We start from the raw sequence: 12,649 nt of genomic DNA, 5'->3' as shown, positions 1-12,649 counted from the left end.
TAGCGCAATGCAAAAGCCCCGGCTCGTGAGAGTCGGGGCTTTTTATTGTCAATGGGTTATGTGCTGACTGGACTGGCCCTATCGCTAGCAGGCTAGCTCCCACAGGGGATCGCATTTCAAGGTGGGAGCTAGCCTGCTGGCGATGGGGCCGTCACTATCGACACAAAACCTTCAGGCACAAAAAAGCCCCGACTCTCACGAGCCGGGGCTTTTTGTTGAAGCGCTACAACGACTTAGCCGTTGAACACATCATCCACGCTTTTGAGCGGGTAGTTCTTCGGATACGGCAGGGTCGCCACGCCGGTTTCGATCGCAGCCTTGGCCACAGCGTCGGAGATCAGGGTGATCAGACGGGCATCCATTGGTTTTGGAATGATGTACTCACGACCGAATTCCAGCTTGATGCCGCCGTAGGCGTCGCACACTTCCTGAGGCACTGGCAGCTTGGCCAGTTCGCGCAGGGCATTGGCAGCAGCCACTTTCATTTCTTCGTTGATGCGCTTGGCGCGAACGTCCAGGGCACCACGGAAGATGAACGGGAAGCCCAGTACGTTGTTGACCTGGTTCGGGTAGTCCGAACGGCCGGTAGCCATGATCACGTCGTTACGCGTGGCGTGGGCCAGTTCCGGGGAGATTTCCGGATCCGGGTTGGAGCACGCGAACACGATCGGGTTGGCCGCCATCGACAGCAGGCCCTCAGGGCTCAGCAGGTTCGGGCCGGACAGGCCGACGAATACGTCCGCGCCTTGCAGTGCGTCAGCCAGGGTGCGCTTGTCAGTCGCGTGAGCGAACACGGCCTTGTACTGGTTCAGGTCGTCACGGCCGGAATGGATCACGCCGGTACGGTCAACCATGTAGATGTTTTCGATGTTGGCGCCCATGCTCACCAGCAATTTCATGCAGGAGATAGCGGCGGCGCCGGCGCCCAGGCAGACGATCTTGGCTTGCGCCAGGGTTTTGCCGGCGATTTCCAGGGCGTTGATCATGCCTGCGGCGGTCACGATGGCGGTGCCGTGCTGGTCATCGTGGAATACCGGAATGTCGCACTGTTCGATCAGGGTGCGCTCGATCTCAAAGCACTCAGGCGCCTTGATGTCTTCCAGGTTGATGCCGCCGAAGGTGATGGAGATGCGCTTGACGGTGTCGATGAAGGCTTGAGGGCTTTCGGAGTCGACTTCGATGTCGAAAACATCAATGCCGGCGAAGCGTTTGAACAGTACGCCTTTACCTTCCATTACTGGCTTGGAAGCCAATGGGCCGAGGTTACCCAGGCCGAGAATCGCGGTGCCATCGGAAATAACTGCAACCAGGTTGCCTTTGCCGGTGTACTTGTAGGCCAGTTCAGGATCGCGGGCGATCTCGCGCACTGGTTCGGCTACGCCCGGGCTGTAGGCCAGCGACAGGTCGCGGGCGGTAGCAGTGGCCTTGGTGAGCTCGACACTCAGCTTCCCTGGACGAGGATTGGCATGATATTCGAGAGCGGCAGTTTTCAGATCAGACATTTTGGCATTCCGCTTTTTACTGTGGGACAGACTGGTCAGCGAGGATACGCGCCTCGCAAAGTCCCCACAAGACTGACCGGTCACCCCTGTCAAGCGCCCTGCTCTACGACTTTGGCCCAAGAGCCACGGAACACAAGGGATACAGTGTTCACAATCGAAAGAAAAAATGTCTACAATTTTTTATCATTGCGTTGCCTGAAGCATCGCCGGGTCGGTCAATTGCAACATCCAGCGCGCCTGCCCTTCCTTTCGCCCTCCACGTCGCGAACGGTCCAGCACCCAGCCGCGAGCCTCGACTTGCCTGCCTTTCAACCCTTCCAGAGATTTTTCATCGAACCGCGCCAGCCAATTGGGGGCAACGTGCAATACAACTGAATCCTGCAACTCGATCCAAAACCCGCCGCGATTGCGTTGAACCTTGCTCACACGACCGCTGAGCACGGCAAAGCCGGGAGCGTTGATCTGATCCGCTTTCAGCACAGGTGACTGGCCCCACACGCCGAGCCCGGCCTGACGGGCGCTGCGTTCCGCCTCTTGCTGACAGACGACCAGATCGACATTCGGTGCGACCGCGACTTGAAAACCCAGGCCCTCGGCGAGCATTTGCGCTTCGAAGTTGGCTCCATCGGCACCGTAGACATGGGCCAGGGTACGGCCGTAGTGATCTTTGCTTTCTTTACCGGGCAACAATTGGACCCGTCCATCGCTCGCCGCCACCAGCGCTTCGAGGCGCTTGCGCGCGGCCACGGCGAAGGGTTCGTCGCTACGCCCTTTTTTGCCCAGCTCCGGGGTATTCAAGCCGATCAAGCGCACGCTGCGGCCATCGATCAGGCGCAAGGTGTCGCCGTCTGTCACGCGTTCTACCGCGACCGAGGCCAAACCACTGGGCGCCGGGCAGAAGGCCTGGGCCGTTGATAGCCAAATCGCGGACATAAAAAAGGCGCCCACCAGGGGCGCCTTTTTCATCAGCAAGGAAAAACCGTAACGGCTTCCCAAGTTGATCGGCCTTAGGCCTTTTTCGCACCGAATGCACCGAAACGGTCGGCGAAGCGCTGAACGCGGCCGCCAGTGTCCAGAGTCTTCTGCTTACCGGTGTAGAACGGGTGGCATTCGTTGCAAACGTCGATCGCCAGGGCTTTGCCGAAGGTCGAACGGGTTTCGAACTTGTTGCCGCAGCTGCAGGTAACAGCAACTGCTGGGTATTCTGGATGGATATCAGCTTTCATGGTGTCTTCCTCGGGCTAGCGTGCCGCCACCCAACACTATTGTTGAATACCGCACGTAATTAGGCCGCGGATTCTACCAGACAATGCCAATCACGCAAGCTGTCCCTCAAACCGGTCGTCTGCTAGGCTCCCGACCAAATCGCCGCCCCTGTGGGAGCGGGCTTGCTCGCGAAAGCGGTGTGTCAGACGACTTGAATGCTGACTGACACTCCGTCTTCGCGAGCAAGCCCGCTCCCACAGGTCATAGCCCTGCTGTTTGTTCCGCCTATCGAGATCCCCGCGTGCCCGACGCCATTTTGCGCCTCGCCCTGCCTTCGCCTCTGCGCCGCCTGTTCGACTATCGCGCGCCGGTCGGGGTGCTGCGCGCCCAGTTGCACCCCGGCATGCGCCTGCGAGTGCCGTTCGGTCGACGGGAAATGATCGGAATCCTGGTGGAAGTCACCGACACCAGTGAAGTACCCGCAGAAAAACTCAAGCCGGCCCTGGCCCTGCTCGACGCCACGCCGCCACTGCCGCCGGCGCTGTTCAAACTGTGCCTGTGGACCTCGCAGTATTATCAGCACAGCCTTGGCGACACCCTGAGCTGGGCGTTGCCGGTGCTACTGCGTCAGGGCGAACTGGCCGAAGCACGCCAGGAACGCTTCTGGTCCGCCGCGCCCGGCGCCAGCCTCGATGACCCGCGCATCGCCCGCGCCCCGCGCCAGCGCGAAGCCCTGGCGACACTCGCGCAGCATCCCCACGGCGTCGCCCATCAGTTACTGAGCAAATTGATGCTGAGCAAGGACAGCCTCGATCTGCTGCTGGCCAAGGATCTGGTGCAGGTCGAAATTCGCCGGCACGCCCCTGGTGCTCGCCACGAACACTGGCTGGCGCAACCCGAGCTGCCGCTCAACCCCGAACAGCAGGCCGCGTATGAAGCGATTCGCGCCGGCTTCGACAGCTATCACGCCTTCCTGCTGGCCGGCGTCACCGGCAGCGGCAAGACCGAAGTGTATTTGCAACTGATCCGCGAAAGCCTGGAAGCCGGCAAGCAGGCCTTGGTGCTGATCCCGGAAATCAACCTAGGGCCGCAGACCCTGGCGCGCTTCGAACAACGCTTCAATGCACGCATCGCCCTGATCCACTCGGCGGTCAATGATCGTGAGCGCCTTGAGGCCTGGCTTGCCGCCCGGGACGGCGAGGCCGACATCATCATCGGCACCCGCTCGGCGCTGTTCACGCCAATGAAGAACCCCGGGCTGATCATCATCGACGAAGAGCACGATGGCTCTTATAAGCAGCAGGAAGGCCTGCGTTATCACGCCCGTGACCTTGCACTGGTCAGAGCGCGGCAGGAAAACATTCCGATTGTCCTCGGGTCCGCCACACCCTCGCTGGAAAGCCTGCACAACGCCTACACCGGTCGCTATGGGCTGTTACGGCTGAACGAACGTGCCGGTGGCGCCAAGCAGCCGCGATTCCTGCGCCTGGACGTAAAAAGTCGCCCGCTGGACAGCGGCATTTCCGGGCCGATGCAACAGGCCATCGGCCAGACCCTTGCAGCCGGTCAGCAAGTACTGGTTTTCCTCAACCGCCGGGGCTTTGCGCCAACCCTGCTGTGTCATGACTGCGGCTGGATGTCCGAATGCCAGCGCTGCGACGCGCGCATGACCGTGCATCAACGTTACGGGGAACTGCGTTGTCACCATTGCGGCTACGTCGAACGCGTGCCGCGCCAGTGCCCTAAATGCAACAAGGTCGACTTGCGCCCGGTAGGTGCCGGCACTGAACGAGCCGAAGAGCGCCTGGCGATTCTGTTCCCGGATTATCCGGTGCTGCGGGTAGACCGCGACAGCACGTCGCGCAAGGACGCAATGAACCAGTTGTTCGCGACCATTCAGAAAGGCCAGCCGTGCATTCTGATCGGCACGCAAATGCTTGCCAAAGGACACCACTTTCCACGGGTAACGCTGGTCTCGATCCTCGACGCTGATGGCGGCTTGTTCTCCGGTGATTTCCGCGCCAGCGAGCGCATGGCGCAGCTGATCGTCCAGGTCGCCGGCCGCGCTGGCCGCGCCGAAGAGCCCGGCAAGGTGATCATCCAGACGCACCTGGCTGATCATCCGTTGCTGGTGCAATTGACCGAGCAAGGCTATTTCGCCTTTGCCGAACAGGCCTTGAGCGAACGTCGTGCGGCGGGTTTGCCACCGTTTGCGCACCTGGCGCTGCTGCGGGCCGAAGCTCATAAACCGGGGCAGGCGGAAGGATTTCTTGATGAGGCGTGCAGCGAAGCCGAACGCTTGCTGGCCGAACAGAACCTGACCGGAATTGAACTTCTGGGGCCGGTGCCGGCGCCGATGGAACGCCGGGCCGGGCGATATCGGGCGCAACTATTGTTGCAGGCCACGGCTCGGGCGCCGTTGCATCGGTTGCTGGCCAGTTGGTTGCTGGTGCTGGAGCAGATGCCGAGCGGACGGGCGGTGCGTTGGTCTCTGGATGTCGATCCCGTGGATCTGTATTGATTGGCGGATCGCTTTCGCGAGCAAACCCGCTCCCACAGGACCCGCGGCGTTCACATGTTCTGCGTCATATCACCACCCTTGTGGGAGCGGGCTTGCTCGCAAAAGCGGTCTATTTGTCACCACACATCCATAAGCAGCCTGCTAAGGTTGGCAAGCCCGTCTTCGCAACGGATAATGCCCAGTTTTTCCACCAGCGCACGATGCGCCGCCGCGCCAGCGGTCGAAAGAGAAGACCATGAAAGACACCATTCGCCAGCTGATCCAACAAGCCATCACCCAACTCGTCAACGAAGGTGTGTTGCCTGAAGGCCTGTCGCCGGCGATCCAGGTGGAAAACTCTCGTGACAAGAAGAACGGCGACTTCGCCAGCAACATCGCGATGATGCTGGCCAAGCCTGCGGGCATGAAGCCACGCGACCTGGCCGAGAAAATCATCGCCGCGTTGCCGGCAGACGAAAACGTCAGCAAGACCGAAATCGCAGGTCCCGGCTTCCTGAACTTCTTCCAGAACACCCAGGCCCTGGCTTCGCGCCTGGACGCGGCCCTGGCCGACGAGCGCATTGGTGTGCGCAAGGCCGCTCCGGTGCAGCGTACGGTGGTTGACCTGTCGGCACCGAACCTGGCCAAAGAGATGCACGTCGGCCACTTGCGCTCAACCATCATCGGCGACGGCGTGGCACGTGTCCTGGAATTCCTCGGCGACGAAGTGATCCGTCAGAACCACGTCGGCGACTGGGGCACCCAGTTCGGCATGCTGATGGCCTACCTGCAGGAAAACCCGATCACCAGCGACGAACTGTCGGACCTGGAAAACTTCTACCGTGCCGCCAAGCAACGCTTCGACGAATCCGAAGAGTTCGCCGACCGCGCCCGTGGCCTGGTGGTCAAGCTGCAGGCCGGCGATGCCGACTGCCTGGCCCTGTGGACCAAGTTCAAGGACATCTCGCTGTCCCACTGCCAGAAGATCTACGAACTGCTCAACGTCAAACTGACCATGGCCGACGTGATGGGCGAAAGCGCCTACAACGACGACCTGATCAACGTGGTCAATGACCTCAAGGCCGCCGGCATGCTGGTCGAGAGTAACGGCGCCCAATGCGTGTTCCTCGACGAATTCAAAAATGCCGATGGCGACCCGCTGCCTGTCATCATCGTCAAGGCCGATGGCGGCTACCTGTACGCCACCACCGACCTGGCCGCCGTGCGCTACCGCAGCGGCAAGCTCAAGGCTGATCGCGCGCTGTATTTCGTCGACCAGCGTCAGGCCCTGCACTTCCAGCAAGTGTTCGCCGTGGCGCGCAAGGCCGGCTTCGTGACCCATCCGATGGAAATGGAACACATGGGCTTCGGCACGATGAACGGCGCCGATGGCCGTCCGTTCAAGACCCGTGACGGCGGCACCGTGAAGCTGATCGACCTGCTGACCGAAGCCCAGGAGCGCGCCTACATCCTGGTGAAGGACAAGAACCCGGAGCTGGCCGAGGCCGACCTGCGCAACATCGCCAAGGTCGTGGGCATCGGTGCGGTGAAATACGCCGACCTGTCCAAGCACCGCACCAGCGACTACAGCTTCAACTTCGATCTGATGCTGAACTTCGAAGGCAATACCGCGCCGTATCTGCTGTATGCCTACACCCGCGTGGCTGGCGTATTCCGCAAACTCGGCAAGGAATTCAGCGAAGTCGAAGGCCAGATCGTTCTGGAGGCGCCGCACGAGCATGAACTGGCAGCGAAACTCGCGCAGTTTGGCGAAGTGCTGAACAATGTGTCGGAAAAAGGCACGCCGCACACCCTCTGCACCTACCTGTACGATGTCGCCGGCCTGTTCTCCAGTTTCTACGAGAACTGCCCGATCCTCGCCGCCGACACCCCGGCACAAATGCAGAGCCGCCTGCGCCTCGCCGCGCTGACCGGCCGCACTCTCAAGCAAGGCCTGGAACTCTTGGGCCTGGAAACTCTGGAGCGTATGTAAGTTGGCTGCCAAGAAAAAACCTGCACCCAAGCGTGGCGCCAGCCGTTACCAAGCTCCAGCAAAGCAGCCGATCCCGGGCTGGCTGTGGATGGCCATCGGCCTGACGGTCGGCGCGTTCATCGTGTTCCTGATGAAGCTGGAGCCCGGCAAAGGCAGTGACACGGTCAAACGCGAAAAGGTCGAGCAACAGCAGAAAGCCAAGATCGCCGAGGCCAACAAGACGCCGCCGAGCCCGACGCAACCGGTGAAGCCGAAGTACGACTTCTACACCTTGCTGCCGGAATCGGAAGTCATCGTGCCGCCGGACGCCGTGCCGGAAAAAACCCTGCCGACGCCACAAGTGCCGGCGATTCCGACGACGCCGGTCACCCCGGCGGAAGCAGCGAAGATCGATACCGCCCGCGCGCAGGCAGCCCTGGCCGGTATCACGCCGCCGCCAGCGCCGCCGGTCAAGGCTGCGCCGGTGACCAGGTTCTTCCTGCAGGCGGGCTCGTTCCGCAAAGAGGCTGACGCAGACAAGGTTCGTGCGCAGATCATCCTGCTCGGCCAGGCTGTGGCGGTCGAGTCCGGCACCGTGAAAGACGAAACCTGGTATCGCGTTCTGGTCGGTCCGTTCAGCAACCGCGAACAACTGACCACAGCCCAGAAGCAACTGGCCGGCGCCGGGTTCAGCAATCTGTTGTTACAACAACGCCAGAACCGCTGAGTAGAGCTCGCCCCCAAACCCTGTGGCGAGGGGCTTGCCCCCGTTGGGGTGCGAAGCGCCCCCAAAACCCCTGTGGCGAGGGGGCTTGCCCCCGCTGGGGTGCGAAGCGCCCCCAAAACCCCTACACCGCGTTGCCTCAGGCAAATCCGGGATACTGATTTTGCGGCCGCTGCGCGACCGAACGGGGGCAAGCCCCCTCACCACAGGCAAGCCCCCTCACCACAGGCAAGCCCCCTCACCACAGCAAGCCCCCTCGCCACAATTAGTGCACGCCATTCGTCCCCCATCGCTTCTCTCAGTTGAAATCCACTCCACCACCCCCATATGAATGGGCATAAGGCATTTTCGCCCCGCTGCGTGGAGACTCTTCCCTTGACCACCATCGTTTCAGTTCGCCGCCACGGCAAAGTCGTCATGGGCGGCGACGGCCAGGTTTCCCTTGGCAACACCGTGATGAAAGGCAACGCGAAAAAAGTTCGGCGCCTGTATCACGGTCAGGTCATCGCCGGTTTTGCCGGCGCTACAGCTGACGCCTTTACCCTCTTCGAGCGCTTTGAAGGCCAGCTGGAAAAACACCAGGGCCATCTGGTTCGCGCCGCTGTCGAACTCGCCAAAGAATGGCGCACCGACCGCTCCCTGAGCCGCCTGGAAGCCATGCTCGCGGTTGCAAACAAAGATGCGTCCCTGATCATCACCGGTAACGGCGATGTGGTTGAGCCCGAAGACGGCCTGATCGCCATGGGTTCCGGTGGCGCCTACGCTCAAGCCGCTGCCAGCGCGCTGTTGAAAAAAACCGACCTGTCTGCCCGGGAAATCGTCGAAACCGCCCTCGGCATCGCCGGCGACATCTGTGTATTCACCAACCACACCCAGACCATTGAGGAGCAGGACTGCGCCGAGTAAGCCCGTGCAGGCCATCGCGCCACGGCTCATTCTTGCTTGAGGTCCGCCAAATATTATGTCCATGACTCCCCGCGAAATCGTCCACGAACTCAATCGCCATATCATCGGCCAGGACGATGCCAAGCGCGCCGTCGCCATTGCCCTGCGCAATCGCTGGCGCCGGATGCAGCTGCCCGAAGAGTTGCGCGTTGAAGTGACGCCCAAGAACATCCTGATGATCGGCCCGACCGGCGTCGGCAAAACCGAAATCGCCCGTCGCCTGGCCAAGCTGGCCAATGCGCCGTTCATCAAGGTTGAAGCGACCAAGTTCACCGAAGTCGGCTATGTTGGCCGCGATGTCGAATCGATCATCCGCGACCTCGCCGATGCCGCCATCAAACTCCTGCGCGAACAGGAAATCGTCAAGGTCCGCCACCGCGCCGAAGACGCCGCCGAAGAACGCATCCTCGATGCACTGCTTCCTCCGCCGCGCATGGGTTTCAGCAACGACGACACCCCGACTGCCGACTCCAACACCCGCCAGCTGTTCCGCAAGCGCCTGCGTGAAGGTCAGCTGGATGACAAGGAGATTGAAATCGAAGTCGCCGAAATGGCCGGCGTCGATATCTCCGCGCCTCCGGGCATGGAAGAAATGACCAACCAGTTGCAAAGCCTGTTCGCCAATATGGGCAAGGGCAAAAAGAAAGCTCGCAAGCTCAAGGTCAAAGAAGCGTTGAAACTGGTGCGCGACGAAGAAGCCAGCCGTCTGGTCAACGATGAAGAGTTGAAGGCCAAGGCTCTGGAAGCGGTCGAGCAGCACGGCATCGTGTTCATCGACGAAATCGACAAGGTCGCCAAGCGCGGCAATTCCGGTGGCGTCGACGTGTCCCGCGAAGGTGTGCAGCGCGACCTGCTGCCGTTGATCGAAGGCTGCACCGTCAACACCAAGCTGGGCATGGTCAAGACCGACCACATCCTGTTCATCGCTTCCGGTGCGTTCCACCTGAGCAAACCGAGCGACCTGGTGCCCGAACTGCAAGGTCGTCTGCCGATTCGCGTGGAGCTCAAGGCGCTGTCGCCGGAAGACTTCGAACGCATCCTCAGCGAGCCGCACGCATCGCTCACCGAGCAATATTGCGCTCTGCTGAAAACCGAAGGCCTGGGCATCGAGTTCCAGCCGAGCGGGATCAAGCGTATCGCCGAGATCGCCTGGCAGGTCAACGAAAAGACCGAAAACATCGGTGCCCGCCGCCTGCACACCCTGCTCGAGCGCCTGCTCGAAGAGGTGTCGTTCAGTGCCGGCGATCTGGCCAGCAGCCATGACGGCAAGGTCATCCAGATCGACGCCGACTACGTCAACAGCCACCTGGGCGAATTGGCGCAGAACGAAGACCTGTCCCGTTATATCCTGTAGGTCATGTGATTCCTTGTAGGAGCCGGCTTGCTGGCGATGGCGCACCTCAGATCGCCATCGCCAGCCAGCCGGCTCCTACAAGGTCAGGCCACGCATACAAACGGACATTTGGTCATGACCCAACTCCCCACCGACATCAAACTGCACAAAGCCTCGAAAACCCTGTCGCTGAAATACGCGTCCGGCGAGGAGTACACCCTGCCTGCCGAATTCCTGCGCGTGCACTCGCCTTCCGCCGAGGTCCAGGGCCACGGCAACCCCATCCTGCAATTCGGCAAAATCAACGTCGCTCTCACCAAGATAGAACCGGCCGGTCAGTACGCACTGAAACTGACATTCGACGACGGTCACGACAGCGGCTTGTTCACCTGGGAATACCTGTACGAATTGGCGCGACGTTATGACGCACTCTGGGACGATTATCTTGGCGAGCTCAAAGCGGCCGGAAAAACCCGCGATCCGGACCAGTCCGTGGTCAAGCTGATGCTCTAATCCGAGCCTGTCGTTCTTTAGAAGGCATTTTCTAATTTCATCTGTTTGAATGCTCGGCTCCAGCGCCACAGATCGGCCTGCTTGCGAAAAAAATAAAACTCGGGTAACCAATGGAACTGGCAAGTTCCCTGCAGTGATCTCTGAACTGAAAAGCAGCGATGCAGTATTAACGGTCACCTGGGCGGGAGTACCTGGCATTAGCTGTGTGAGTACACAGCAGGACCCGGTACTGGTCTCAGGACAATGGAGCGTCGTAGATGAGTGACAAGAATAACGATGACTTGAAATACCAAGCCTCGGAAAACACCCTGGGTTTGAATCCAGTCGTTGGATTACGTGGAAAGGATCTACTGGCTTCTGCTCGCATGGTGCTCAGGCAGGCCATCAAACAACCGATTCACAGCGCCCGGCATGTTGCCCATTTCGGCCTGGAGCTCAAGAACGTATTGTTGGGCAAATCCCAGCTGAACCCGTCGAGCGATGACCGTCGCTTCAACGATCCGGCCTGGAGCCAGAACCCGCTCTACAAACGTTATCTGCAGACTTACCTGGCGTGGCGCAAGGAGCTCCACCAGTGGATCGATGAAAGCAACCTGCCTGCCGGTGACGTCAGTCGCGGGCACTTCGTGATCAACCTCATGACCGAGGCCATGGCTCCGACCAACACCGCCGCCAACCCGGCTGCGGTCAAACGCTTCTTCGAAACCGGCGGCAAAAGCCTGCTCGACGGCCTTTCGCATCTGGCCAAGGATCTGGTACACAACGGCGGCATGCCGAGCCAGGTCAACATGGGCGCATTCGAGGTAGGCAAGACCCTGGCTGTGACCGAAGGTGCGGTGGTGTTCCGCAATGACGTACTGGAGTTGATCCAGTACAAACCGACCACCGAGCAGGTCCATGAACGGCCGTTGCTGGTGGTACCACCGCAGATCAACAAGTTCTATGTTTTCGACCTGAGTCCGGAAAAAAGCCTGGCGCGCTTCTGCCTGCGCAGCAACGTACAGACCTTTATCGTCAGCTGGCGCAACCCGACCAAGGCGCAACGCGAGTGGGGCCTCTCGACCTACATCGAGGCGCTCAAGGAAGCGGTCGACGTGATTAGCGCAATCACCGGCAGTAAAGACATCAACATGCTCGGCGCCTGCTCCGGCGGCATCACCTGCACCGCGCTGCTGGGTCATTACGCGGCGCTCGGTGAAAAGAAGGTCAACTCCCTGACTCTGCTGGTCAGTGTGCTCGACACCACCCTGGACAGCGACGTGGCCCTGTTTGTCGACGAGCAAACCCTCGAATCCGCCAAGCGCCAGTCCTACCAGGCCGGCGTTCTTGAAGGCCGTGACATGGCGAAAGTTTTCGCCTGGATGCGCCCCAACGACCTGATCTGGAACTACTGGGTCAACAACTACCTGTTGGGTAACGAGCCTCCGGTATTCGACATCCTGTTCTGGAACAACGACACCACCCGCTTGCCGGCCGCGTTCCACGGCGACCTGATCGAAATGTTCAAGAACAACCCGCTGATTCGACCTAATGCACTGGAAGTGTGCGGCACGCCGATCGATCTCAAGCAGGTCACGGTCGATGTGTTTTCCCTGGCCGGTACCAGCGACCACATCACCCCGTGGCGCTCGTGCTACAAGTCGGCACAACTGTTCGGCGGCAAGGTTGAATTCGTACTGTCCAGCAGCGGCCACATCCAGAGCATCCTCAACCCGCCAGGCAATCCGAAGTCGCGCTACATGACCAGCACTGAAATGCCCGTCAATGCCGATGACTGGCAGGAAGAGTCGACCAAACACACCGACTCCTGGTGGCTGCACTGGCACGCATGGCTGGGCGAGCGCTCGGGCAACCTGAAAAAGGCTCCACTGAAACTGGGCAACAAGGCTTATTCGGCAGGCGAAGCTGCACCGGGCACTTACGTACACGAGCGGTAACAGACACACCCCGCCCC

The 12,649-nt window shown here is 60.6% G+C and carries 10 protein-coding genes; 7 read left to right on the top strand and 3 right to left on the bottom strand.

Translation table 11 applies throughout. From position 1 onward, the window contains the following. Positions 1 to 233: 233 nt before the first annotated feature. The 3 genes from ASE98_RS17695 to rpmE form a co-directional block, all read right to left on the bottom strand. Positions 234 to 1,502, bottom strand: coding sequence for a malic enzyme-like NAD(P)-binding protein (locus tag ASE98_RS17695; RefSeq protein ID WP_060542618.1), 1,269 nt, complete (start codon positions 1,500 to 1,502; stop codon positions 234 to 236). Between the two features lie 183 nt (positions 1,503 to 1,685). Then, positions 1,686 to 2,474 (bottom strand): thermonuclease family protein, encoded by a 789-nt coding sequence (locus ASE98_RS17690; RefSeq protein ID WP_060542935.1) that lies wholly within the window; start codon positions 2,472 to 2,474, stop codon positions 1,686 to 1,688. Positions 2,475 to 2,509: 35 nt separating this feature from the next. Then, positions 2,510 to 2,728 carry a 50S ribosomal protein L31 gene (gene rpmE, locus ASE98_RS17685; RefSeq protein WP_008047849.1) on the bottom strand — a complete coding sequence of 73 codons (219 nt, stop codon included), beginning with the start codon at positions 2,726 to 2,728 and terminating at the stop codon, positions 2,510 to 2,512. 281 nt (positions 2,729 to 3,009) lie between these two features. Here rpmE and ASE98_RS17680 point away from each other — a divergent pair, with 281 nt between their 5' ends. From ASE98_RS17680 to phaC, 7 genes are all read left to right on the top strand, one after another. Then, the gene (locus ASE98_RS17680; RefSeq protein WP_060542617.1) at positions 3,010 to 5,229 is read left to right on the top strand and encodes a primosomal protein N'; all 2,220 of its coding nucleotides are present in this window, start codon (positions 3,010 to 3,012) and stop codon (positions 5,227 to 5,229) included. Between the two features lie 235 nt (positions 5,230 to 5,464). Further along, positions 5,465 to 7,201: an arginine--tRNA ligase gene (argS, locus tag ASE98_RS17675; RefSeq protein ID WP_060542616.1), complete on the top strand. Its 1,737-nt coding sequence runs from the start codon at positions 5,465 to 5,467 to the stop codon at positions 7,199 to 7,201. 1 nt (position 7,202) lies between these two features. Then, a complete protein-coding gene (locus tag ASE98_RS17670; RefSeq protein ID WP_060542615.1) occupies positions 7,203 to 7,907 on the top strand; it encodes an SPOR domain-containing protein in 705 nt (234 codons plus the stop codon). A gap of 372 nt (positions 7,908 to 8,279) precedes the next feature. Beyond that, positions 8,280 to 8,810, top strand: coding sequence for an ATP-dependent protease subunit HslV (hslV, locus tag ASE98_RS17665; protein ID WP_007975582.1), 531 nt, complete (start codon positions 8,280 to 8,282; stop codon positions 8,808 to 8,810). 55 nt (positions 8,811 to 8,865) lie between these two features. Further along, positions 8,866 to 10,203 carry an HslU--HslV peptidase ATPase subunit gene (hslU, locus tag ASE98_RS17660; RefSeq protein ID WP_060542614.1) on the top strand — a complete coding sequence of 446 codons (1,338 nt, stop codon included), beginning with the start codon at positions 8,866 to 8,868 and terminating at the stop codon, positions 10,201 to 10,203. A gap of 114 nt (positions 10,204 to 10,317) precedes the next feature. Beyond that, positions 10,318 to 10,695: a gamma-butyrobetaine hydroxylase-like domain-containing protein gene (locus ASE98_RS17655; RefSeq protein WP_060542613.1), complete on the top strand. Its 378-nt coding sequence runs from the start codon at positions 10,318 to 10,320 to the stop codon at positions 10,693 to 10,695. A gap of 257 nt (positions 10,696 to 10,952) precedes the next feature. Next, positions 10,953 to 12,632: a class II poly(R)-hydroxyalkanoic acid synthase gene (gene phaC, locus ASE98_RS17650; RefSeq protein WP_060542612.1), complete on the top strand. Its 1,680-nt coding sequence runs from the start codon at positions 10,953 to 10,955 to the stop codon at positions 12,630 to 12,632. The last annotated feature ends 17 nt before the right edge of the window (positions 12,633 to 12,649 follow it).

This window comes from Pseudomonas sp. Leaf48 (assembly GCF_001421885.1).
Classification (GTDB): domain Bacteria; phylum Pseudomonadota; class Gammaproteobacteria; order Pseudomonadales; family Pseudomonadaceae; genus Aquipseudomonas.
The sequence above is the reverse complement of the archived record's forward strand: the minus strand, read 5'-3'. Positions and strand labels throughout refer to the sequence as shown.

What these genes read in the sequence shown, in the direction of transcription:
- ASE98_RS17695 (WP_060542618.1), bottom strand. Translation starts at nt 1,502, where the DNA reads ATGTCTGATCTGAAAACTGCCGCTCTCGAATATCATGCCAATCCTCGT.
- rpmE (WP_008047849.1), bottom strand. Translation starts at nt 2,728, where the DNA reads ATGAAAGCTGATATCCATCCAGAATACCCAGCAGTTGCTGTTACCTGC.
- argS (WP_060542616.1), top strand. Translation starts at nt 5,465, where the DNA reads ATGAAAGACACCATTCGCCAGCTGATCCAACAAGCCATCACCCAACTC.
- hslU (WP_060542614.1), top strand. Translation starts at nt 8,866, where the DNA reads ATGTCCATGACTCCCCGCGAAATCGTCCACGAACTCAATCGCCATATC.
- ASE98_RS17655 (WP_060542613.1), top strand. Translation starts at nt 10,318, where the DNA reads ATGACCCAACTCCCCACCGACATCAAACTGCACAAAGCCTCGAAAACC.
- phaC (WP_060542612.1), top strand. Translation starts at nt 10,953, where the DNA reads ATGAGTGACAAGAATAACGATGACTTGAAATACCAAGCCTCGGAAAAC.